Origin of the sequence: Nostoc sp. 106C, from assembly GCF_002154725.1 — a bacterium.
Taxonomy (GTDB): domain Bacteria; phylum Cyanobacteriota; class Cyanobacteriia; order Cyanobacteriales; family Nostocaceae; genus Aulosira.
Genome location: NZ_MTAW01000082.1, coordinates 74280 through 97947, shown reverse-complemented (window position 1 = coordinate 97947; position 23668 = coordinate 74280). Strand labels below are relative to the sequence as shown.

The following is a 23668-nucleotide window of genomic DNA, read 5'->3' as shown; positions in this document are numbered from 1 at the left end:
TTAAACTTAGTGTACCTAAATATGTAAAGTTTTGTATCAGCATTCAACATTTCTGATATTTTTATATATTCCATTTTGTATATACCATGTTATAGATACACTCCTGACTCTTCAAAGACTAAATTGAGTAAGTAAGAGGATACAGGAGTATAAGAACTCATGCCAGATAAAGAAAGGTTAGAGGAACATATATTATCACAGGCAGCAGAAAACCGACTATCCAACGAGCTAGACGAAGTAGAAAACATAAATGTAGCTGTACAAACCGATCTACTTAAAATAGTTCAGGGACAGGTAGATGAAGTTTCCCTAACTGGTCAAGGTCTGGTGTTCCAAAAAGACATCCGTGTACAGGAAATAAAAGTCAAAACAGATAGCGTTGCTGTCAATCCTTTAAGTGCTATTTTGGGTCAAATAGAACTAAATGAGCCAGTAAATGCTATTGCTCGAATTGTGATGACACTAGCAGATATTAATCAAGCTTTGTCCTCAGATTTAATTCGCAATCAGTCACAAAAGTGGGATTTAAATGTTGATGGTGAAATTGTGAGTTTTAATCTGCAAGAAATTCAAGTATCTCTACCAGGTAGCGGTACAATAGAATTTAAAGGAAAATTCTTGCTGAATGAAATGAACAACAATCGCTTGATAGGTTTTACAGCGAGAATTAAGCCATTCACCCATTCGCAACCATTGCTATTAGAGAGTTTTTACTGTACCCAGGGAGATGGCCTGTCAGTAAACCTCATGGCAGCATTCATGCAAAAGATTAAAGAAATGCTGCAATTACCATATTTTGAATGGCAAGATATGCTATTAAGCATCAAAGATATGAAAGTAAATCAAGACAATATAATTATGCTAGTGAGAGCACATGTTAAGCAAATACCATCTACAGATGGGATGCTTTCTCCTCAATAAAAATAAACCTAATAAACAAGGTTTTTTCACTATTAGTGTTGTAAATTTCTTCAAGCTATACCATTTCCAAATTACAAATATGCAAGAGTATGATGTTGTGATTATTGGTGCAGGACATAACGGTTTAGTATGTGCTGCTTATTTACTGAAAGCTGGCTATAGTGTCCTGCTACTAGAAAAGCGTTCTGTTCCGGGTGGCGCAGCTACGACTGAGGAATGCTTACCACAAGAAGCACCTGGATTTAAATTTAATTTGTGTGCTATCGATCACGAATTTATTCATCTGGGGCCAGTTGTTGAAGAATTAGAACTGGAAAAATACGGTTTAGAATATCTAGAATGCGATCCAGTCGTTTTTTGCCCCCATCCCGATGGCAAATATTTTTTAGCGCACAAATCTCTAGAAAAAACATGTGCAGAAATTGCTCGATACAATGAACGTGATGCTAAAAAATATGCCGAATTTACAGACTACTGGCAACGAGCACTAGGTGCAATGATTCCTATGTTTAATGCTCCACCAAAGTCAATTATAGATATCCTGGGCAACTACGATATTACAAAACTGAAAGATTTATTTTCAGTCATTGGTTCTCCTAATAAAACGCTGGACTTTATTCGCACCATGTTAACCAGCGCTGAAGATTTACTTAATGAGTGGTTTGATGAAGAATTTCTCAAAGCACCCCTAGCAAGGCTAGCAGCGGAACTCGGCGCGCCACCATCACAAAAAACCATAGCTATTGGTGCAATTATGATGGCAATGCGGCACAATCCTGGGATGGCAAGACCTCGCGGCGGGACTGGCGCACTTGTCAAAGCTTTGGTGAATTTAGTTACAAGTAAAGGCGGCGTAATTCTTACAGATCAACATGTGGAAAAAGTGTTGATTGATGATAAAAAAGCAGTAGGTGTACGGGTTGGGGGCGGCACAGAATATCGAGCTAAATACGGCGTTATTTCTAATATCGATGCCAAGCGGTTATTCTTACAAATGACTGACAAAAGTGATATTGATGCAGTCGATCCAGATTTATGGGAAAGACTAGAACGCCGCATCGTTAATAACAACGAAACTATTCTCAAAATAGATTTGGCTTTAAACGAGCCGCTGCATTTTCCCTACCACGCACATAAAGATGAATACCTAATTGGCTCTATCTTAATTGCGGATTCAGTTACTCACGTTGAACAAGCTCATAGTAAATGTACTTTAGGAGAAATTCCTGATTCTGATCCATCAATGTATGTAGTAATGCCCAGTGCCCTAGACCCAACTTTGGCACCACCAGGCAAACATACTGTGTGGATTGAGTTTTTCGCGCCCTATCAAATTGCAGGTGCAGAAGGAACAGGTTTAAAAGGTACAGGTTGGACAGATGAATTAAAAAATAAAGTTGCAGATAGGGTTGTTGATAAATTAGCGACCTATGCACCGAATGTGAAAAATGCAACTATAGCCCGTCGCGTGGAAAGTCCAGCAGAACTAGGAGAAAGATTAGGTTCGTACAAAGGGAATTATTACCACGTTGATATGTCGCTCGATCAGATGGTATTTTTCCGCCCATTGCCAGAAATAGCGAACTACAAAACCCCAATAGATAATCTATTTTTGACTGGTGCAGGAACCCATCCAGGTGGTTCAATCTCTGGTATGCCAGGGCGCAACTGTGCGCGGGTGTTTTTACAAACAAAACATCCTATCGCCCAAACTTTAAAGGATGCGAGAGATTCAATTAAGTCTACTGTTGGTTCGGTGTTTGGAATTACTTAAACTTTGTTTTGTACAGTAATTACTGTCTGGAGTGTGTCTTACCTAGCATTGATTAATTTGCTAGATAAGGCACATTTTTTTGTTCAAATTAAGTAGATAAAATTATAAACAACAGAAATAATAGTTTAGCTACTCGGGACAATGCATAATTGATTCAGCTACATTACAACTCCAGTTACCAACGACCCTAAGCAAGATGTATAACGCTCTTTAATCACTCTCGCGAGATAAAAATCTACAACCCTTATTATGCCGTACTTTTATAAATTTAGGCGTAGGTTGGGTTGAGGAACGAAACCCAACATCCTTAAACCTTGATCTAGTTGGGTTTCACTGCGTTCAAACGCCACTTCACTCAAGTCGGGAAACCCGCCCACATGAGTGGCTCCCCAACCTACTAGCGCGGCAAGTCTAAAATGTTGGGTTGAATCATCAGAGACTATTTTTATTGTTTGGGATTTTCTAGATTTTTTGAACCCAACGTTTTACGGTTGACGCGCTACTACATTTATTTTCTCTGCCCAAAGTGACGGAAGAGCGATAAATTCGTTACCGTTTAATGATGACCTTGCTTCCCCTAAAAATTGAGGAGCATCGCAACTTGTTGACAGAATAAGCGAGTGCTTTTTAGCAACAAAAAACCCCAGCAATTTGAGCCGAGGCGAGAAGGAGAAATTCAAATAATATGATGGGAGATTCCGATACCGATAATAAAAAATTTAAAATACACTTAAGGCAAGCCAAATTAGAGCAGTGACCTTCTACGCCTCCTATGCCGAACGTGCAAAAGCTAAATCGCGTATTAGCTGAGTTCTGGAGAATAGGTAAGCGTTTACAGAATTTATTTCTTCACTGCTGAGTGCTTGTATGCTATCAAGCTCTCTCAACAACTGTTTGACTAAATCTGGATCGCTGAGTCCAACAAGAGTACTGGTCTGAGTTTGTTCAACTACAGACCAAAGTTGACGCAATATTTTTGAGTTTACAAGACATACCTTCATGACAACCACTCCAACTCTTGTGAATCCAACACAGTGTTGTGAAGAATCTAAAGAAAATCTTAAATTATAAATCTAAAGAAAATCTTAAATCTTACAAAACTTAAATATTTAGATGAATATCTAAATGTCACAGAGAAGAGAAGTTGTGCGATCGCTTGCAGTTGTGTAGTTTTCGATTGGTTTGCCAGGATGGGATAAACGTCACTTCTGGGCACAAGGGGCGATCGCTTTCATAATTTAGGTTATTGCTCTGCTTAGGATTGTCTGATTTTTTGCTTTGCGGCCTGTCTAAGTATGCGTGGAATGCAGCCTAGTCTTGCGTAAAGGGCGACTATTTTGAGAAATGGTTATGAGGCATGAGCCGCTTTGGCAAACCTGTGATACCAATTCCCGAAAATCCTGATACAAATAAATTTTTCGTAGGATTTTAGCATTGCTAAACCCGGAAGCGCGTATTTGTATCATTAATTAAGGTGAAATGGTATGAGGCGAGATTTTGCTTAACTATCACTTTTATCTATCGTTTTAAAAAGAAAGAGTATTTGCTCCTATCTTTGGGTCAGCGTACATTGAAACTCATCAGGTTAAATCCAAACTGAAACGACCCAAACAGGTGCAACATGGATAACGGGAAAAAAGTATTATCAAACAATGTTGATGCCAAAGCCATTCAAAATCCCAATATTGTAGAGATACAACAATCAGCAGATCAAACCGCCTCAACAGAAAATTGGACTCGCGGACAGCGCCTGGCCGACAAATTAGCTTCTCATGTGGGTTCTTGGAAATTTCTGATTTGCCAAAGTACTGTTTTGGCAGGGTGGGTTGGGATGAACTTAATGCCTGGGGTTCCCCACTGGGATGAGTCACCCTTCATCATGCTCAACCTAGTATTTTCATTTGCTTCAGCCTACACAGCTCCCATCGTTTTGATGAGTCAGAATCGTCAGTCTGATACCGATCGCAGAAATGCTGAAATTGACCACCAAGTGAATCTGAGAGCTGGACAAAATATTGAACTGCTCCATGAAAAGTTCGATGCATTACACACTCAACAGCTAAACGAACTGACTCAAATCATCAAAGAGCAGCAACGAGTTCTCGCTGAACTGAAAGTAAATTTAGCGCCTGAATCTAAACAGATTAAAGACATTAAAGTCAGCCTAGTACCAGGCTTGCATATCCAAACTAACAGCAAATTTGTCAAGGAAACTTCCAGTAATAAACCTTTTATTGTTGATCAACCAATCGGAGATAATAACAAAGTTGTTGAGAAGCTAAATCGTCGCTAAGATTTAGCCACAGTACTTTTTTCATTGCGGCGATCGCATAAGAGCCTGATTATTATATTACTCGATGCATTTCTAGCTTAGGCTCTATACTCTTTGACTCTCAGTCAAAACCATCTTTGAAGCATTTTGATCAAAAACAATATTTGCATTAATTCCGCAAGTTCACAGAACCCAAGTGGAACCTACCCGTTGAATTGAAAATGCCATACTTTCATAACTAAATAGCAATCTACTAAGCATTTGCAGACATCAACCAACGTTACTTAGACAGCAGCAGCGATCAGATTGAGGATAGATAGAAATGAACGAACTCTTCATTGCCATTTCCACCGGAATTACAGCTTTTACAGCTACAAACTTGGATGATTTAGTCATCCTGACACTATTATTCTCTCAGGTGAATGCAACTTTCCGTCGTCGGCACATCGTAATTGGTCAGTACTTGGGCTTTTGTACTCTGGTAATTGCCAGCCTAGTTGGTTTTCTGGGAGGCTTGGTATTGCCTTCTAGTTGGATTGGACTTTTAGGTTTGGTGCCTATAACTATTGGGATAAATCGTTTGCTCAATCCAGACAACGATTCATCGTCAGATACCCAATTAGAAAGCGACTTTTCTCATTCTTCTGCCTTAGCTAGTTTTCTGTCTCCCCAGGCTTATAGTGTGGCAGCTATTACTATCGCCAATGGCAGTGATAATGTCGGTATTTATATGCCATTATTTGCTAATACTGCCCTCTCTAGTTTGCTGGTGATCGTGGGAGTGTTTCTATTACTAGTTGGGGTTTGGTGCTACGTGACATACAAGCTGACTTGCCAAGTTGCGATCGCCAATTTACTAACTCGCTACGGCAACAATCTTGTTCCCTTTGTATTGATAGGCTTAGGTGTGTTTATTATCATAGACAGCGCCTCACTCACTCCAATTGCCTTAGCAGTTAGCTGTCTATGCTTGGTGGCACTTATCAAAACCATTCAAAATTCCAAATTCAAAACTGAAAGTTTGTAATCGTTAAAAAAGATGAAAGTTTTCCCAATTTCTCTTGTGGTGTTAGTGCTTGTAATCAACTTAGTAGTTGCTAGCCCTTCTTGGGCAGATAGCTCATCTTCTTTAATGAGCAATACTGACTATTTTGAAGTAGGTCAAAAAGTTATTTGGCTTTACAAGCCTCGCGCTGATTCTACTGATGTCCAAAGAATTCCCGCCGAGATAGTCAAGTTAGGCACCAAGCAAGTACAAATTAAGGTGCCTAAACACAACAACGAATTTGTCAATCGCTGGGTGAATCGAAACAGACTTGAGAATTTTCCCAAGATTAAAGAGTCATTATTCAACTAAATGCGAGTCAAGCAAGCTACAGAACTATCTTAAGAAAGGCAGAAGGTAGAAGGGAATATAATTTTTATGCGTTCTGAGACAACGCCTTAACAGTCTTTCTAAAGACTACCTGGGACGGTTTTAGCGCCAGTTACATGAACTATAGCAATCCGATTTGATTCATGAACACTTATCTAGATAGGAAATAGGGTTATAGAAGATTAAGGTGCAAAAAAAATTTTCAAAATAAAATAGGAATCCTATATATTTCTGGACTTTAGAGATTGACTCAAAAATTCATCATTTTTATTTATTAAATTAACAACAAAGACTGTTTGTTTTTATTAAAGCAACTTAATTAAACTAAAGTTATAAAATACGGAGTGAGATTCACTATTACCTACAATTTTTCTACGCTAATAAATCAACAGAAATCTTTAGAGAAGCATCAGCCTTGCGATAGTTCTGCCTTAATAGTCTCTCACTCTAACGTATTCAGTAACTTCCAACTTCCTCATCATGTTTTTTATTAACAAGCAATACCAATCTCAAGCAAAGAAGAAAAATATGCAGTTTCTCAAAATTGTTCTTGTCGCGCTGGTGTTTATTGTGAACCTGGCGATTGCCCAGCCTTCTTGGGCTGGCAAGGATTTTACCAAGGGGGCTGACTATGCTGAGGTAACTCAAGCACTTAATCAGCTTTTAACTGTGAAGGATACACCTGACCAGGCTGGCTATACACCTGAGCAATTTCAGCAACGACTGGCACAGTTGCAATCTCAAAAATATATCATAGAAACAGCCAGGAAGCGGGCGCAGTGCCGCAATGAAACGGGAAGAACATTGGCTGTCTATGCTAATAAACCGAAAAAATATCCAACTCAACTCTACTTCTTAGCAGCAGGGCAAATCACGGATGATGATTGGGATTGCGATGGTATTTACTTACCCGCAGGTACTCAGGTAGTTTTCAGTCCTGGTACTCAAGTACAAGAACTAACTGAACCAATTGCTGTTAAGTTTGTTGATGGTACACAGTCGATAGCTAGAACCAATGCAGCAACTGGTGCGATTGAATTGAATGTTGAACCTGCTAAAGTATTCAAGACTGGTGAAAGCAACTGGTTACTCCCGACGTTATCTCAAGCAGATATCGATAGACAAATTCCCAGTCCCCAACTCATTGACTAATCTTTTTTAGATATAGCGATTTTCGAGCGATTTTCGTTACTAAACCACAGATGGACACAGATAAACACCGATTATTTGTGTCCATCTGTTCTTTTAAAAAGAATCCCTAGTTGCGTTGCAAGGAAGTTGCACATTAATGCCTTCTGAAAGCCTTGTAAATCAAGAAATTTTAACAAAGTAATCAAATTTTTCTTACTTGCACCCAATTATCGAGAACTGGCTATGAAGCAATACGGTTCAGTTAAGGTGATAAGAGTTCTCATCTGTCGAACAAAAACCAAGATTTGGGGAATTCTCCCCCAATCCCCCGATTGGGGGACGGTTGCGTCCCCCAAGCCCCCTCCAAAATAATTGTTCGGTTTTTTGTTTAGTAATTATTTGTGAACTTTGTTGTCAATGAATTTTTTTAACTGAACTGTATTGGGCTATGAAGTCTTGACTACGAAAGTTTTATGTCATTTTGCGGAATCTCAAGTAACTGAGGAGTATAAACAAAAGCAAGTAGTTAAATATACACTTGCTGGAGAAATTGCTATGCGCGATCGCTTAAAATACTTCTCATTAGTAGCTGTCATACTTCCCCTGCTGTGCTTATTTTCCTTACCCGCCATACCCTCTCCACTGACAGCACCAGCGCAAACGCCTCAAGATCGCAAAGCTGAAGCTGTACGACTTTATAACTTAGGTTTGCAACAATTCGATCAAGGACAGTATCCCGAAGCTTTAAAGTCCTATGAGCAAGCTTTAGCGATCCTCCGAGAAATCAAATATCGCCAAGGTGAAGCAGTAATTTTAAATGAAATTAGTGCGGTTTACCGCAAATTAGGGCAATATCCCAAAGCTATAGAAATTCTGGAACAAGCTTTAGTCATTGTTAAACAAACAGGCGATCGCGCTGGAGAAGGTGGAATTATTAACAATATTGGCTTGGTTTACCGTTATTTAGGGCAGTATACCAAGGCGTTAGATTACTTTCAGCGAGCTTTAGCTATTACCAAGGAAGTTGACAACAAAGCACAGCAAGCATCAATCCTCAGCAATATTGGGTCAGTATACGACAGACGAGGACAGTATGCTCAAGCATTGGAGTTATTTCAGCAAGCTTTAGCCATTCATCAAGAAGTTGGTAATAAACCTGAGCAAGCAACAGTTTTCAACGATATTGGGTCAGTTTATCAAAGCTTGGGAGACTATACCAAAGCTTTGAATTTTTATCAGCAAGCCTACGCCATTCGCAAAGAACTTGGCCTTAAAGCTGATGAAGGAATCAGCCTCAACAATATTGGCTCAATTTATCAAGATTTGGCACAGTATCCTAAAGCTTTGGAATTCTATCAGCAAGCTTTAGCTATTAGTAAACAAATTGGTGATACAGCACAGCAAGGAACAACTCTTAACAATATTGGATTAGTTTATGGCAGTTTGGCAGAGTATGCCAAAGCATTGGATTTTTATCAGCAAGCTTTAGCGATTGATAAAAAAATTGGTAACAAAGCTGGAGAAGGGGTAGTTCTTAACAATATTGGTGCTGTTTACCGCAACTTAGGAGAGTATGCTAAATCATTGGATTTCCTTCAGCAAGCTTTAGTAATTCGCAAGCAAATTGGTGACAAAGCTGGGGAAGGCGGAAATATTGCCAATATTGGAGAAATTTATCGCAACTTAGGCCAACATAGTCAAGCACTGCAATACTACCAGCAAGCTTTAGCTATTCAAAAGCAAATTGGTGATAAGGCGGGTGAAGGAACAACTCGCAATAATATTGGCGAAGCTTACCGAGAATTAAAAGAGTATGAAAAAGCCTTAGAGTATCTTCAGCCAGCTTTAGGACTACGCAAACAAATCGGTGACAAGTCAGGAGAAGGACAGACTCTTAATAATATTGGCGAACTTTACCGTAATTTAGAAAAGTACGATCGCGCCTTGGAGTACTTTCAACAATCTTTAGCGATCAACAAACAAATTGGCGACAAAGCTGCGGAAGCAGGAAATGTCAACAATATTGGAGAAGTTTACCGTAACTTAGGACAGGATGCCAAAGCCTTAGAATACTTTCAGCAAGCTTTAGCCATTGTTAGAAAAATTGGCGACAAGGTAGGAGAAGCGAAAACTCTCAACAATATTGGGTTAATTTATAATCATCAAGGTAAATATCCTGAAGCTGAGAAAACTCTGTTTACTGCTGTCGAAATTTGGGAATCTTTACGACCTGGATTAACTGATGCTCAGAAAATCTCATTGTTTGAAAACCAGACAATTACCTATCGTTCGCTACAACAATGTTTAATTGCTCAGAATAAAATTAATTCTGCATTAGAAGTAGCCGATCGCGCTAGAGCCAGAGCCTTTGTTGAGTTATTAGCCTCGAAGCAATTAGAGAAACCAAATGCTCAATTAAATATCAAACCCTTAAAACTCCAAGAAATTCAAAATATTGCCAAACTAGAAAATTCTACGCTTGTGCAATACTCAACGTTAGACGATAAATTACTTTACATTTGGGTAGTCAAGCCTACAGGGGCAATTTCTTTTGAGCAAGTTAAGCTGGAAAAACTTCTAAAATCTTCGCTACAAGACCTTGTGATTAACAGCCGCAGAGGTATAGGTGCAAGGGGTAGAAGTGACTCTGCTGAATCTATATCTGGCGATAAGCAAAATACAGGTAATCAAAAATCACAATTAAATAAACTCTATGAAATACTAGTTAAACCGATCGCTCAATATCTTCCTAAAAATCCTAACGCTCGTGTTATCTTCATTCCTCAAGAATCCTTGTTTCTCATACCGTTCCCCGCATTACAAGATGAGCAAGGCAAATATTTAATCGATAAACATACTATCTTGACTGCACCAGCAATTCAAGTTTTGGATCTCACCCGCAAACAGAGACAAAACCTTAACCAGTCTGCAAAAGATGTGTTGATAGTTGGTAATCCTACCATGCCGAGGCTTCCCATTAATAATGAACAGTTACCATCGCTACCAGGTGCGGAAGAAGAAGCAATTAAGATTGCAGAGTTATTCAAAACACCAGCAATTACAGGTAACAAAGCCACCGAGACAGCGATGGTAGAGAAGATGAAGCAAGCCAACATTGTTCACTTTGCTACCCACGGCTTACTTGATGATTTTAAAGGATTGGGTGTACCAGGTGCGATCGCACTAGCTCCTGGTGGTAAAGATGATGGTTTGCTGACATCTAGTGAAATTCTTGACATGAAACTCAAGGCGCAACTGGTTGTGCTCAGTGCTTGTAACACTGGAGGTGGTAATATTACAGGCGATGGTGTGATTGGCTTATCACGCTCTTTAATTACCGCTGGAGTTAAGAGTGTGATTGTCTCGCTTTGGTCTGTACCCGACAATTCCACAGCATTGTTGATGACTGAGTTTTATCGCCATCTCCAACATAATTCTGATAAAGCGGCGGCGCTACGACAAGCAATGCTGACTACGAGACAACAGTATAGCAATCCTGTTGACTGGGCTGCATTTACGCTCATAGGTGAAGCAGAGTGAACAATACCAAATATCACAGAAAAAAACTCATGAAACGCATCACTAAATTAGCAACTTTTGCTGTTGTCGGCTTTGCTATATCTATACAAATCGTATCTGCTCAACCGAATACCAAGCCACCAGCCGATCCGCGTATTAAAGATGCACTTGATAAACTTGGCGCTAAATATGAAATAATTTCTGATGGAGATTTTAAATTATTAGTAGAAACCGAAAATAAAAGAAGCCAAGTAGTATTTATTGAATCTAAAACCGAGAAACTCGGCAACTTAGAAATTCGCTATATTTCATCTCCAGGTTATGTATCGAAGGGTCCATTTTCAACAGAGATTGCCAACAAGCTATTACAAAATAGTGGTTTAAATAAAATAGCTGCCTGGCAATTGTTTACAAAAGATCAGACGCATATGGCTGTATTTACCGCCAAGATAGCAGTAAATAGCGATCCTGAAACTATTAAAAATACTATGTTGGCTGTGGGATATGGTGCAGATGCCATCGAAAAAGAATTAACAGGTAAGGATGAATTGTAACCGTCCAGAGACAATTAAATGAAGTTAAAAAAGTTAATCATGTAGCGGGATTAGGGGCGGCTCGAGTGGGGTAGCTGTCGCAAACATTTTTTGAATCAGTAAAATTGAAGCATTGATGCGATCGCACTCTTGAGAAGATGCAATGTCTGCGGCGGGCTACGCTTAGGCAAAGCAATGGGCATCATTCACCATGAATGATGCCGACTTGTTGCTCGTTACGCCGTCTGTGTAGAAGCCGCTTTTGAGTCTGCGGTCGATTTTAACCGAGTATATAGTGGCTTTACGAATGCGTAGGCGTAGCCCGCCGCAGGCATCGCTTGTGCGCACCCCGCCTATCATCTCGTATTCCCGGCTATCTTTGCCATATTTAAACACTACACCACTGACTAAGCGTTCTGAAGTTTTCTGAATAGTCTTTTCAAGGGTTTTCATTTCTGCCTTTGCCGAGTCAATGTCCGACCACTTATCAAACCACAAATAAATACAGCTAAATACAGCAAAAAGTAGAGTAAAGGTTTCGTATCGGGAGCATCCCACTTTTTTACAGATTCCGTCATTGCGAGCGAAGCGAAGCAATCGCATAGTATTGAGCTAAAAACGAGTCCATGCGATTGCTTCGTCGTTCCTCCTCTCTCCGAGACGCTACGCGAACGCAATGACAGTTTTATTTTTTTATTATCAAAGACTAAAAACTGGGATGTACCCTTCGTATCTTCCTGTGGTAAGAATTTTTCAACTCAATTAATCACAGAAAAATCACATAACCAAGCATGAAAATCAAAGCCCCATGCCCAATTTTTAAAACAAATTGACACCAATAAATCTCGGTATGTACCTGCATAAATTTGTGGTTACTTTTAGTCTTATTCATTTATTTGCAAGCAGTCTAGTAGATTGTGCTTCTAAGCCTATAGGTTATTCAAGTAAAAACCGCTGTATCTTTTGAATTTTGGATTTTGAATTCTGTGTAGCAGTACTAGCTGCTCTAAGTGAAATATCTACCTTAGCTTAGGGAAAATCTGTTTTATAATCTGCAAAGACCTAAATAATTATTTATTTACCTGTAGCGGTTAACAGCTATCTCTATTAGAAGCTGTACCTAGGCTTTAATGCAGTCACGTTGAGGAATGCACAATGTCAAATAGCTCAGGCCTGTATATTTTACTAGTCAGCGTTCATGGGTTAATTCGGAGTCACAATTTAGAATTAGGACGAGATGCTGATACAGGCGGACAAACGAAATATGTGCTAGAACTCGCTCAAGCCTTAGCTGAAAACCCACAAGTAGAACGCGTAGACCTAGTTACCCGTTTAGTCAACGATCCAAAAGTTAGCCCTGACTACGCCAAACCTGTAGAAGTTATTTCTGACAAAGCTCAAATTATTCGCCTTAACTGCGGTCCGCGTCGCTATCTGCGCAAAGAAGTTCTGTGGCCGCATTTGGATAACTTTGCTGATGAGTTACTCAGACACCTGCGCCAAATTGGTAAATTACCTCATGTAATTCATACCCATTACGCTGATGCGGGATATGTAGGTTGTCGGGTTTCTGGCTGGTTAGGTATCCCACTTGTGCATACAGGTCACTCCCTGGGACGTGTGAAGCAACAACGATTGTTAGAACAGGGAACGAAACCGGAAGTTATTGAAAACTATTTTCATATCAATACAAGAATTGAAGCAGAAGAAACCACACTGGCTAGTGCAGCATTAATTATTGCTAGTACCCATCAAGAAGTAACACAGCAGTATGGCATTTACGACCACTATCAACCGCAACGGATGGTTGTAATTGCTCCTGGGGTAGCACTGGAACGCTTTTATCCAGTTCCCCAAAATTGGCAGGAACCGCCTATATATAAGGATTTGCAGCGATTTCTTAAACACCCGCAAAAGCCGATGATTATGGCGATTTCCCGCCCGGCGATGCGTAAAAATGTTGGTACTTTGGTCAAAGCCTATGGCGAAGATCCACAGTTGCGTCACTTGGCAAACCTAGTCCTCGTCTTAGGAAACCGAGATGACATCACCACGATGGAATCAGGGCCGCGTCAGGTTCTCACAGAAATCTTCCAGTTAATAGACCGCTACGACCTTTACGGTTACATCGCTTATCCTAAACACCACACCGCTGATGAAGTGCCAGAACTCTATCGATTGCTGGCAAAAACACGAGGAGTATTTATCAATCCGGCATTAACTGAGCCATTTGGTTTGACTTTAATTGAAGCTACAGCTTGCGGTGTACCAATTATTGCCACATCCGATGGTGGGCCGCGAGATATATTGGCGGTTTGTGACAATGGTCTATTAATCGATCCCCTCGATATTAAACAGATTCAGGATGCTTTGCGAACAGCGCTGACCGATACCGAACAATGGCAACGTTGGTCTAGCAATGGTTTAAGTAGGGTACGAGAAAATTTCTCTTGGGATACCCATGTCGAACGCTACCTAGAATATGTGCGTCAGCTCCCACAACGACGAGTCCAATCTATGCTTAGTCCCCTGCGGCAAGGGCCAGCAAGCAACATAACTGATTGGAACATACCTGATAAAAACCGCTTACCAACCGCAGATCGTTTCCTTGTTTGCGAAATTGATAATACCCTATTAGGTGACCCAGATGCACTGCAAGGATTAATCGAGCGATTGCATAATGAAGGTCACACCACAGGAGTAGGAATTGCTACCGGGCGCAATCTAGATAGTTCCTTAGAGATGTTAGAAGAATATCGGTTTCCAATGCCAGATTTGCTAATTGTCTCGACAGGTAGCGAAATTTACTATGGTCCTCAAGTAATTCCGGATATGAATTGGCAAAGACACATCAGTTATCGTTGGCAACCAGACGCAGTAAGGCAAGTAATGGAGGAACTACCAGGAGTAACGTTGCAACCTCCAGAAACCCAAGGTAAGTTCAAGATTAGCTACTTTATCGATGAAGAAAAATCCGTGGGTTTCCGAGAAATCATGCGTCATTTGCGACGGCATCGGCTCCACGTTAAAGGTATTTATAGTCACAATATGTATCTAGATTTATTACCGATTCGGGCTTCTAAAGGAGACGCAATTCGTTATTGTGCTTTGAAGTGGGGATTACCAATTAAACGGTTTTTAGTCGCAGGTTCATCAGGTAATGACGAATCGATGCTGGCTGGTAATACGCTAGCTGTGGTTGTTGGTAACTACAGCCAAGAAATTGAAAAATTGCGCAACTATCCACAAGTTTATTTTGCTCAAGGGCATTATGCTTGGGGCATTTTGGAAGCACTCGATCACTACGACTTTTTTGGGACTTTATCTCAAACGGATTTTGAAATGAACGCACATGTCGATACGGAAACGCAAAGACGTAGTGAGGCAATTACAGAAGGAGTCTTATCCTCTTAAAAATAGATTTCGTTGTACGGCGATATGCTGTGCAACGATGAAATATTTCCAAATTAATCTAATATCAGTGCGTTCTTCTGAAAGTGTCGGTTGAGTTTCACTACGGTGCAAACAGCGATCGCGCTAGTACTATGTTAGGTCGTAGCTGTTCGCTGAGTGCGACAATATACCAAAAATCTGCAAATTGCATAGTGAGAATTCGGGGAGAGAGCGATTGTATTTAACTTATGGCAAGCTATTCAACTAAGATTGCTATATTGCTTATGAAGTCGTTTTAAGCGAAGTTCAGGAAGCGAGATTAGCTTGTAGTCTAATCATTCACATCACGGTATTAGATCGAACAAGTCAATCTAAGCTAAATCTGCGTTGAAGTTATCTGTGAAATGTCCAGACTATAGTAAGAGCTATATATAAGTGAGCATAGGACTATCCACGAAATCTGTTAAATTCTTAATTCTTATGTAGTAGCATGTCTTAAAAAAGACTGATATAACTGGGAAAGCTACGCAAACAATCTAAGTCTACCATTGGCTTTTACCCTATGTATCTCAAGACGGTCTTCATTCGCTTTTACAAATCCTTCAATGACGATTTCCTGAGAAAACAGGATAACAGAGTGAAGCCTAAACCTTGGGAACTGATAGGTACTGTTTTCTACCCATACATTGAAGTTTCCATCGAACCTAAAATTACAACAATTGTTGGTGCCAATGAATCTGGAAAGTCTCACTTGTTAAGTGCTATTGAAAAGGCTATATCTGGCAAAGATATTGAGCGAAGTGATTTCTGCCGCTATTCTCCTTTTTTCACAGTTAAACAGAATGAATTAAAATATCCTGATTTTGGTTCTGAATGGGCTGGACTCTCTAAGACTGAACAAGACAGCTTAAGAGAAATTATTACAGGAATTCATCGCAATGCTAATCTTGAGCGATTTTTCATATTCCGCAACAATGTTAATAATTTAACGATTTATCTACCAGAACAAGGAAATTACACACCGTACCCAATTAATGAAAAACAGGGCATTGAATTACACAAATTACTTCCTAGAACGTTTAGAATTGAGTCTAGCATTGCGCTTCCTTCAAGTGTACCCATTAAAAAATTAGTTCAGTTGGGTCAAGAGAACTATGTGGGTGGTAGAAAATTTGAACTCCTGGATCGAGAACAAAGAAGCAAAATAGTAGATGCACTTGATGTTTTTAGTGATAATCCAGAATTAATTACTAAGGTTCGCCTTCTTTGGGGTGAAAATAGGGAAGAGATTGACTCTGAAGCAGTTAAGTCAATTAAATCAATTATTTCCGAACTTGATGAAGTTAGTTATAGTGAAAAAGAGAAAAAAATAAGGGAGAAAAGATTCAATTTGGCTTACAAGTTAATTTGCAAAATTGCCCAAGTTGATATTAATGCTCTACTTGATTTAGCTAAAGCCATTAAAAATGAAATGCAAGGTTATGCAAATGGAATTATTGAAGATATAAATCGTAAATTAGCCACAAATTTAAATTTTCCCAATTATTGGGTTCAAGATCGCAACTTTTGTTTAAAAGTTATGGCGAGAGACTATGACTTAGTTTTTACCATAAGCGATAGGACAGGAACCGAATATTCATTTGATGAGAGAAGCCAAGGATTACAATACTTTCTCAGTTATTACATTGAGTACCGATCTCATGAACCCCATCCCAATAAAACTGAGATACTATTGATGGACGAACCAGATGCTTACCTTTCTAGTCAAGCCCAACAAGACTTACTCAGAGTCTTTGACTTGTTTGCAAATCCTCAACCAGGCTCACATATAACCCATCCAATTCAGGTAGTCTACGTAACTCACTCTCCTTTTTTAATTGATAAGAACCATTCTGAGCGTATTCGGGTCTTGCAAAAGGGAAATGAAGATGAAGGAACACGTGTAGTCAAAGATTTTGCCATAAACCGTTATGAACCTCTAAGGTCTTCAATTGGCCCTCATATCGGTGAAACAGTTTTTATTGGAAATTGTAATTTAATGGTCGAAGGTATTGGTGATCAAATTCTTATTGCCGGAGCGGCAACATATCTTCGAGCCAATGGTGTATCTAATTTAGAAACTTTAGATTTAAACCAAATTACGATTGTTGATTCAGGGGGAGCTACACAAATTCCCTATATGGTCTATTTAGCTTGTGGAAGGCATGTTGATGAAATCGCAGCTATTGTTCTCTTGGATAGTGATCAGAGTGGCAATGATGCTAAGAAGCAATTATTAGGTAAAGGAGGCCAACATAAAAGGCCTTTACTTAAAGAAAAGTTTATTCTTCAACTTGCTGATCTAAAAGAGCAATTCTGTTTGGTAGCTGACAATGTAACAGCACAAATTGAAATAGAAGATATTATTCCCTTGCCAATTTGCATACAAGCAACAAAGCTTTATTTGCAAGAGTTTCTTCAAGTAGAGGAAACGGAGCTTTTATTCCTGAATGAAGATTTAATATCAAGTAATATTGCTGATCAAACTGTTCTTGATGCTATAGAACAAACTCTAAAAGACTTTCCTGAGAAAAATTTAAAAATTAGTAAGGCTGGCTTTGCTCGGAACGTTATTCGAGTAGTGAATGAGTGGTCACGGAAACGAAATTTGCTGAATGGACGTGAAATCGATGCACTTCAATTTTTTGAGCAAAACTTCAAAATTTTATTTAAGAAGTTGAACATCATGCAGCGCAGTGCCCAGCAGAAATTAACTAGAGAAAGATTATCTCAAAAGATAGAGCGTCTAAAGAAGGGCTTTATTGCTCGTCATCCTATTTCTGCAAAACGTGAGGATGGAGTTATTCTGTTTGATGATATAGAGGGAATTTTAGAGAGCAATATAGAGAATGAATCAATTAAAGAAATTGAAGCAGTTAAGAACGAAATCCAAAATTTGCGTCGTGATTACAAGCTTGATATTGATATGAATAAAATGATTGACGACTATACTGGATTTCAAATGGGCTTACAAAGAATTAAGTATGCAGGACTTTTAGCTAGCCAAGAAGAAACTTCCGATGAGGCTCATATAGATAAGTCAGCCTCATCAGAAGAACTTCCAGATGAGACCCAAATAGATAAGTTTGTTGTGGATGAGCAACCACAAGTAGTTAGTGAACCAGTACCTACTACCTCTGAGGTAGAAACTACTGAAGTTTCTGATAACTCTGCAAATTCTAATAAAACAAGAAAGCCTAGACGACGCCAAGAGAAAAGAGCATAGGCTGTCTCCAACTTGCTCAAAAGCTGCCAAAATATCTTCTGGTAAGGGGGCGTTAAAGTCTTCTGATACTACGAAACGTCCTCGCTCCTGCCCTAGACTATCGCGTCGTTTCAAAGCGAAACGGAACTAATTTTGCGATAAGTTTAATCAAATTCATAGTTCCAGTCTGCTAATTTCTACATTATTTGTAAGGTCAAGCTGACAGGCTAATCTTGCACCGAGATTGTTGGGAGCTAATGTTTCTAGCATTTCCTGTTCATCTAGTTGAGGGAGAGGAATGTCACCAATTACCTCAACTAAGCAAGTTCCGCAAATACCAGTTCGACAACCAAACAATACAGGTGAATTATGAATTGTCAGATGTTCAGATAAATTTTGATGAGGTTGTAGATTGATGGGAGGATAATCAGTTCCGGGAAAGGATATCTTGCAAAGGTCAGACATAATCAATTCATCAATTAACCCACAGGGAGACGAATTTAAAATTTTTACCACGAAACAACCCGCGATCGCTCAATTTGAAATTGGGCATTACCAGCAGTATCATCAAGGAAAGTGTCTTTAGCGAGTATCAAAAAGACCGTCTTTTAAATAAGAAAGATCAGGCACATAATTCGCACATTGTCAGTACTGCGGATTTTACCAATGCCTAATCTCTTTTATTTACTGACTTTATTGTTTCATCAAACATCAACATTTATCTGTTCTATCTGTCTAGCAGCTTTATCCCAAAGCTTTGCTGAGGTTTCATCTTGCCAATGAGTTCTCAAATTTTCTGCTTTTTTGTGACATATTCGTTCTAACAGTTCTAAGATTGCTGATAATGTCAATTGATCGAGTAATCTTTCTAAAATCTCCATATATTCTTTTTGCATGATATTTATCTCCTTAACGTCCACTGATATCTTCTGACAAAAGCCATGTAAATGACTTTTGTTTTAGCAAATATATAAATTAAGATTTGTATCAATTGCTAGCAATATTCTACTAGCTTATACATACAGTTTAGCTTGTTTGTAATACTCTATTCATTTGTAGCAAATCTCTGTAAATCCTCACTTTGATGCTGGTTGAAACGTTGAAAAGCCTTTTGTTGAGTCGCCAAATATTGAGAAATTGAATTAGTTCCCATGAGTGACATTTCTCGATTTCGTTGCCAAAGATAATCGAGTCTTTCCACATATACTTTATAAGATGCCATTGCTTCTTGATGTGTTAAAAAACTGCGCTGTAACCCTTCGGACTCCTCGGTAAAACAGCGACGCATCATTTCTTTAGCATCCAGATCGCTCATAGAAAAAATTGGCGATCGCAACACACGATAAATTTTGCTATACAGCGCTGGATCGTACCAAAAAATCCCGTTAATCGCCGCCGAAAAGTGAAAGTGATCGCGCTGACATCCTACCAGTCCAAGATTAGCAACTAATCGCTCAAATGCAGTTGGTGGAGCAAGGCAAGTAACAACATCGTGAGATAGAATTGTCGAACTATTGAAGTGAAAGCTTTCATCCAGAAAGTGATAGTAAGATATTTTGGCAGGAATCGGAGCAGTATCTGGATGGGGATGTTTCTGATAATAATTACTGAGTTTATGCTGTACTAATTTGCCATTTAGTGTCCGCACTCCTCGGACTGTGAAATACTGACAAGCTAAAAAGGTGTTATTCGCAGAAATTAGCCCGAAGTATTGAAGTTGAATTTTTTTCCACCAAGTTTTTAGGGCGTTAGTGTCAGCATAAACCATCGTTTCGGTAAACGGGCCGCGCATGGGGTAAGTAAAGATGAGTTCCCCAAATAATGCTTGCTCAACCTGTTTAGCAATTGTGCGGAATGCGTTAATGTGCGCCCTTTCTTGAGAGGATTCTAGATCTAAAGTATCGCAGATTAAGCGGAAGTCTTCTTGAGCGTAAAGTCCGGCTGCACTGGTTTGATTGAAATAGATAGTTGCAATCTCGGCGGAAACAATTTGTGAGTAGTATGCTACCCAGTAAAGTTGATTTAAAATTACACGTTGATGTTCGCTGGACTGTTGCCATAAAGCTGTACCGTAGAGTAGGGAAAATTCTTCTGGATTCCAATACTCGTTTTGACAATCTTCATAGCGGAACTTGGCGGTCGCTTCATCCATTAAAGCAGTATGATCCTGCTGTTTGTTGCGGGTGTGGTTAATTTGTAATTTGCGATAAGTTGTTGGACTATCTGATAGTTGGTGAATAGTATTTTTCATAAAGAATATCTATAAATCGGTGAGCTAGTAGCAAGGCTTTTTGAAAATGGTGCAAGATGTAAACTAGAAGATAAACACAAATCAAAAAACTTACCTAAATTCGTTATGAGTCTTTTTTGTCTAGTTCACGGTGCATTTCAAGGCGCTTGGTGTTGGGATTTGTTAATTCCTTATTTAGAAGCGCAAGGTCACAAAACAGTAGCAATGGATTTGCCAATTGAAGATGCATCTGCAAGTTCATCGCAATTTACAGATGTAGTACTTCAAGCGCTGCCAAAAACCGATGATGATATTGTGCTGGTTGGTCATTCTATGGCTGGTACTGTTATTCCCCTCGTTGCAGAAGCTCATCAAGTACGCCAACTTGTATTCCTGACTGCGCTGATTCCATACCCAGGAATTAGTACACTCGATCAATTTTCTCATAATCTCGATGCTGATAGCCTTAAAACACTAAATTACGAACCAAAAGAGTTAAGTCAACTGAAAGAATTCGATGATGAACCTGATATGTTTAATCCAGTTTCTGTTGGTAAAGACTTTTCTGATGAAGCAGTATTAATTGAACTTTTCTATCATGATTGCCAACCGGATGTAATGCGCTGGGCACTTTCAAAGAGTCGTTCGCAGCAATCAATGGCATATATTTATGAGGTCAATCCCTTGAATTCTTTACCAAATGTAGAATGTAAATATATTGTTTGTAATGATGACCGGATAATTTCTCCTGTATGGTCACGCTACGCTGCACGTAAACGTTTGGGAGTTGATGCCATAGAATTGCCTGGAGGACATTGCCCACACTTGTCTCGTCCTGCTCACCTTGCCTCAGTGTTAACTAATGATACTTATTAATACACACATTTATGAGGGGGGAGTGGTTCAAAGGCTCCTCGTTCGTCTAAGGCTTGAACGATCGCCTCTGCGGATGCTCCTCGCATGAGCGATCGCAGTATTTGTAATCTGGTTCCACTGTGGGTTTCTGTATCCAATTCTTCGAGGATTTGGATTTTTTGCGATCGCGTCAGATGTCCTTTTACTTGCTCAATAGCTGATAGCACACTTTGCGGCCCTACTTGCACCATAGACAGAAAGCTAGCTAACACATCGATTGCAGCTGTTTGACTGGATGCTGAAACAGGATTTCGGTTAAACAGCATTGTTCCTGTACCGTGATGGCGGGCTTCTGCTTGGAGAAAACTTGAGAACAGTTCCCCTAGGATGGGATGATGGCATTCTTTCGCCAAGCGGCGGTAATGACTTAAGCCCCATCCTTCTAATACAACCTGAAGCACAAACAACAATACTGTTTTGTCTGCACTTTCAACTACTTCTGCTAGTAAACTCAGAAATGGATCGTTGCTGCTAGTTGGTTCGAGTTCTGGTAAAAAATGAGTTATTTGGCTGAGGTGAGTAGCTTCATCAGCTGTGAACAGTCCGTAGAGCATTCGCTCTTCAACTGTTTCGGCTAACAACACCATTTTTGCCATGTAGCCAACGCCTGCTTTTTCAATGAAATATGATTCTTCCAACAGGCTGCGATTGAGAAGTTGAAGTATGGCAGATTGTTCGGCTTGATTCGCTTGTTGAAAAATTTTGACTTGATGCAGGTTAAAAAATCCAGCATCCCAATAATTTGATTGAGGATGCGGCGCATTATCGCTCTGATTTGGTAATGCTGCTTTTAGTATGCGTTGCAATCGGTCATTGGGATCTATGTGCGGTAGGTCAAGTCCGGCAATTTTATATTCTAAATCAATGTTTTTCATGTTCAAATAATGAAGGATGGCGATCGCGAAGTGTCTCCTGTGGAGAATCGCTTTCTTCTGGACTATCAACAGTTTCCCAAGTTCCCCAGCTTAAAGCTTTTTGGCGATTAACGTGCTGGATAAATTGCACAATTGACTGATCCGCTTTGGTAGGTGTCTTTAAGTCAAACTGAATTGTCTGAAACACCTGCGTATCACCTTTAGCGAAGTAATTACCAACCTGCTGCGTTAGCCACAGCAACCCACGATTGACACCCCATCCTAAACATCCAGATCGCTTGGGAGTCACAAGGATTGTTTGCCCCTCGGTTTTACCATCTTCAATCATTCGCAGTGCAAATATAATATAGAAGTGGAGAAAATCCGGCCCCAGTGTCACAGTCCCAGTGCTGCCATACCAGTAACACATACTATAAGTAACTTCATTGCGGTACAAAGGACGAATCAGGCGGATTAACCAGGAATCATCGCCTCCCCGTGTCGTGTTGCTGAAGGTAATAGCGTTGGAGTTGAGGTCTTGGGAATCAAATACAATCTCCAAAGGTAGATTGTGTACTGTATTGAAGTGATGAGCATCGATCGCATTAATCAACAACACATTAGGATGGCAGTTTTTGATAAACCGAGTCCCCAATATATAATCGCAGTCTACCTGTTCTAATTCCGGTACAAAAGGCAGCGAACTTGGCTTTTCCTCTCCTACCCAAACCCAAATCATGCCGTACTTTTCTGCCGTTGACCAGGTTTTGATACACACCGGTAGCGGTTTACTTAGAGAAGGAACATCTACACAAATTCCGCGATCATCATATTTCCAATTATGAAAGAAGCAGCGAATTCCCTCACCTTCTACCTTACCCTCTGCTAAATGTGCGCCCATGTGCGGACAATAAGCATCCACCGCCACCACCTGACCACTAACTCCGCGATAAATTGCCAGGTTTCTACCCAGTAGCGTTACAGCCTTCACCCTACCAACCTTCAATTTTCTCGATGGTAATGCCCAGTACCATCCCTCAACAAATTGTTTGGGATTGTTAAAAATTGAGTTTAAGCTGGTAGGATGCATAGGATTAATACTGTTTTACCAGAAATATCTAATACCAATTCAAATAATGTTTGCGACAGATAAATTCTTTGTAGGGGCACGGCACCAGTAAAATAATTTGATATACCAAAAGATTGTGGCTGCCGTGCCCCTACTCATGTGTCGCGTTCTTTTTTCAAAATGGTATAACTTTTTTGAATAGGAATAGGACTTACGCAAAAACCCTCTTTCCTTTGTGTCCTTTGCGGTACCCTTCGGGAAGCCGCTAGCCTGCGGCAACGCTCCGCGTAGCTTGCTTCTCCGAAGGAGTACGCGTCTACGTTTTTTTATAATTTTGCGTAAGTCCTGAGGAAATAGAGAATACTTATACTAAAAGAGTTGTTGATGGTGCGTTATAGCAGTTTCTAGCCTGCTGAGGTACGGATTTATCTGTGTTCA

Annotated in this window: 18 protein-coding genes; 11 read left to right on the top strand and 7 right to left on the bottom strand. The window is 39.8% G+C overall.

What is annotated here, in order from left to right; genetic code table 11:
- Positions 1–159 precede the first annotated feature (159 nt).
- Positions 160–921 (top strand): DUF2993 domain-containing protein, encoded by a 762-nt coding sequence (locus tag BV375_RS08885; RefSeq protein WP_086759502.1) that lies wholly within the window; start codon positions 160–162, stop codon positions 919–921.
- Entirely contained in the window at positions 875–2695 is a 1821-nt protein-coding gene (gene crtO, locus BV375_RS08880; protein WP_339376829.1) for a beta-carotene ketolase CrtO, read from the top strand. The genes BV375_RS08885 and crtO overlap by 47 nt, the downstream gene beginning before the upstream one ends.
- Positions 2696–3465: 770 nt before the next feature.
- Here crtO and BV375_RS08875 read toward each other — a convergent pair.
- The gene (locus tag BV375_RS08875) at positions 3466–3696 is read right to left on the bottom strand and encodes a hypothetical protein (protein ID WP_208095635.1); all 231 of its coding nucleotides are present in this window, start codon (positions 3694–3696) and stop codon (positions 3466–3468) included.
- A 620-nt stretch (positions 3697–4316) separates the two neighbouring features.
- On the opposite strand from BV375_RS08875, the gene BV375_RS08870 reads away from it, so the two are divergent.
- The 6 genes from BV375_RS08870 (at position 4317) to BV375_RS08845 (ending at position 11546) form a co-directional block, all read left to right on the top strand.
- Positions 4317–4988 (top strand): DUF1003 domain-containing protein, encoded by a 672-nt coding sequence (locus BV375_RS08870; RefSeq protein ID WP_086759498.1) that lies wholly within the window; start codon positions 4317–4319, stop codon positions 4986–4988.
- 301 nt (positions 4989–5289) lie between these two features.
- Positions 5290–5994, top strand: a complete 705-nt coding sequence (locus tag BV375_RS08865; protein ID WP_086759496.1) for a cadmium resistance transporter — start codon at positions 5290–5292, stop codon at positions 5992–5994.
- Positions 5995–6006: 12 nt separating this feature from the next.
- Positions 6007–6324: a hypothetical protein gene (locus tag BV375_RS08860; protein WP_086759494.1), complete on the top strand. Its 318-nt coding sequence runs from the start codon at positions 6007–6009 to the stop codon at positions 6322–6324.
- Positions 6325–6870: 546 nt separating this feature from the next.
- The gene (locus BV375_RS08855; RefSeq protein ID WP_086759511.1) at positions 6871–7494 is read left to right on the top strand and encodes a hypothetical protein; all 624 of its coding nucleotides are present in this window, start codon (positions 6871–6873) and stop codon (positions 7492–7494) included.
- 435 nt (positions 7495–7929) lie between these two features.
- A complete protein-coding gene (locus BV375_RS08850; protein ID WP_243713886.1) occupies positions 7930–11013 on the top strand; it encodes a tetratricopeptide repeat protein in 3084 nt (1027 codons plus the stop codon).
- Between the two features lie 29 nt (positions 11014–11042).
- Positions 11043–11546 carry a hypothetical protein gene (locus BV375_RS08845; protein WP_086759492.1) on the top strand — a complete coding sequence of 168 codons (504 nt, stop codon included), beginning with the start codon at positions 11043–11045 and terminating at the stop codon, positions 11544–11546.
- A gap of 162 nt (positions 11547–11708) precedes the next feature.
- Here BV375_RS08845 and BV375_RS08840 read toward each other — a convergent pair whose 3' ends face one another.
- Complete coding sequence (locus tag BV375_RS08840) at positions 11709–12083, bottom strand: hypothetical protein (RefSeq protein ID WP_243713885.1); 375 nt, start codon at positions 12081–12083, stop codon at positions 11709–11711.
- A gap of 597 nt (positions 12084–12680) precedes the next feature.
- On the opposite strand from BV375_RS08840, the gene BV375_RS08835 reads away from it, so the two are divergent.
- On the top strand, positions 12681–14939 hold the full coding sequence (locus tag BV375_RS08835; protein WP_086759489.1) for an HAD family hydrolase: 2259 nt from the start codon (positions 12681–12683) through the stop codon (positions 14937–14939).
- Between the two features lie 616 nt (positions 14940–15555).
- Positions 15556–18183, top strand: a complete 2628-nt coding sequence (locus BV375_RS08830; RefSeq protein WP_243713884.1) for an AAA family ATPase — start codon at positions 15556–15558, stop codon at positions 18181–18183.
- 153 nt (positions 18184–18336) lie between these two features.
- Here the strand turns inward: BV375_RS08830 and BV375_RS08825 are convergent, their stop codons facing one another.
- The 3 genes from BV375_RS08825 to BV375_RS08815 form a co-directional block, all read right to left on the bottom strand.
- Positions 18337–18627 (bottom strand): 2Fe-2S iron-sulfur cluster-binding protein, encoded by a 291-nt coding sequence (locus BV375_RS08825; protein WP_086759485.1) that lies wholly within the window; start codon positions 18625–18627, stop codon positions 18337–18339.
- Positions 18628–18866: 239 nt separating this feature from the next.
- On the bottom strand, positions 18867–19058 hold the full coding sequence (locus BV375_RS08820; protein WP_086687039.1) for a hypothetical protein: 192 nt from the start codon (positions 19056–19058) through the stop codon (positions 18867–18869).
- Positions 19059–19207: 149 nt separating this feature from the next.
- Positions 19208–20413, bottom strand: a complete 1206-nt coding sequence (locus BV375_RS08815) for a P-aminobenzoate N-oxygenase AurF (RefSeq protein WP_086759483.1) — start codon at positions 20411–20413, stop codon at positions 19208–19210.
- Positions 20414–20518: 105 nt separating this feature from the next.
- Between BV375_RS08815 and BV375_RS08810 the strand changes: the two genes are divergently transcribed.
- Complete coding sequence (locus BV375_RS08810; protein ID WP_086759481.1) at positions 20519–21268, top strand: alpha/beta hydrolase; 750 nt, start codon at positions 20519–20521, stop codon at positions 21266–21268.
- Here the strand turns inward: BV375_RS08810 and BV375_RS08805 are convergent.
- Both BV375_RS08805 and BV375_RS08800 read right to left on the bottom strand, forming a co-directional pair.
- Positions 21265–22182 (bottom strand): hypothetical protein, encoded by a 918-nt coding sequence (locus tag BV375_RS08805; RefSeq protein WP_086759480.1) that lies wholly within the window; start codon positions 22180–22182, stop codon positions 21265–21267. The genes BV375_RS08810 and BV375_RS08805 overlap by 4 nt on opposite strands.
- Entirely contained in the window at positions 22169–23251 is a 1083-nt protein-coding gene (locus tag BV375_RS08800) for an aromatic ring-hydroxylating dioxygenase subunit alpha (protein WP_243713883.1), read from the bottom strand. Before BV375_RS08800 ends, BV375_RS08805 begins: the two co-directional genes overlap by 14 nt.
- Between the last annotated feature and the right edge of the window lie 417 nt (positions 23252–23668).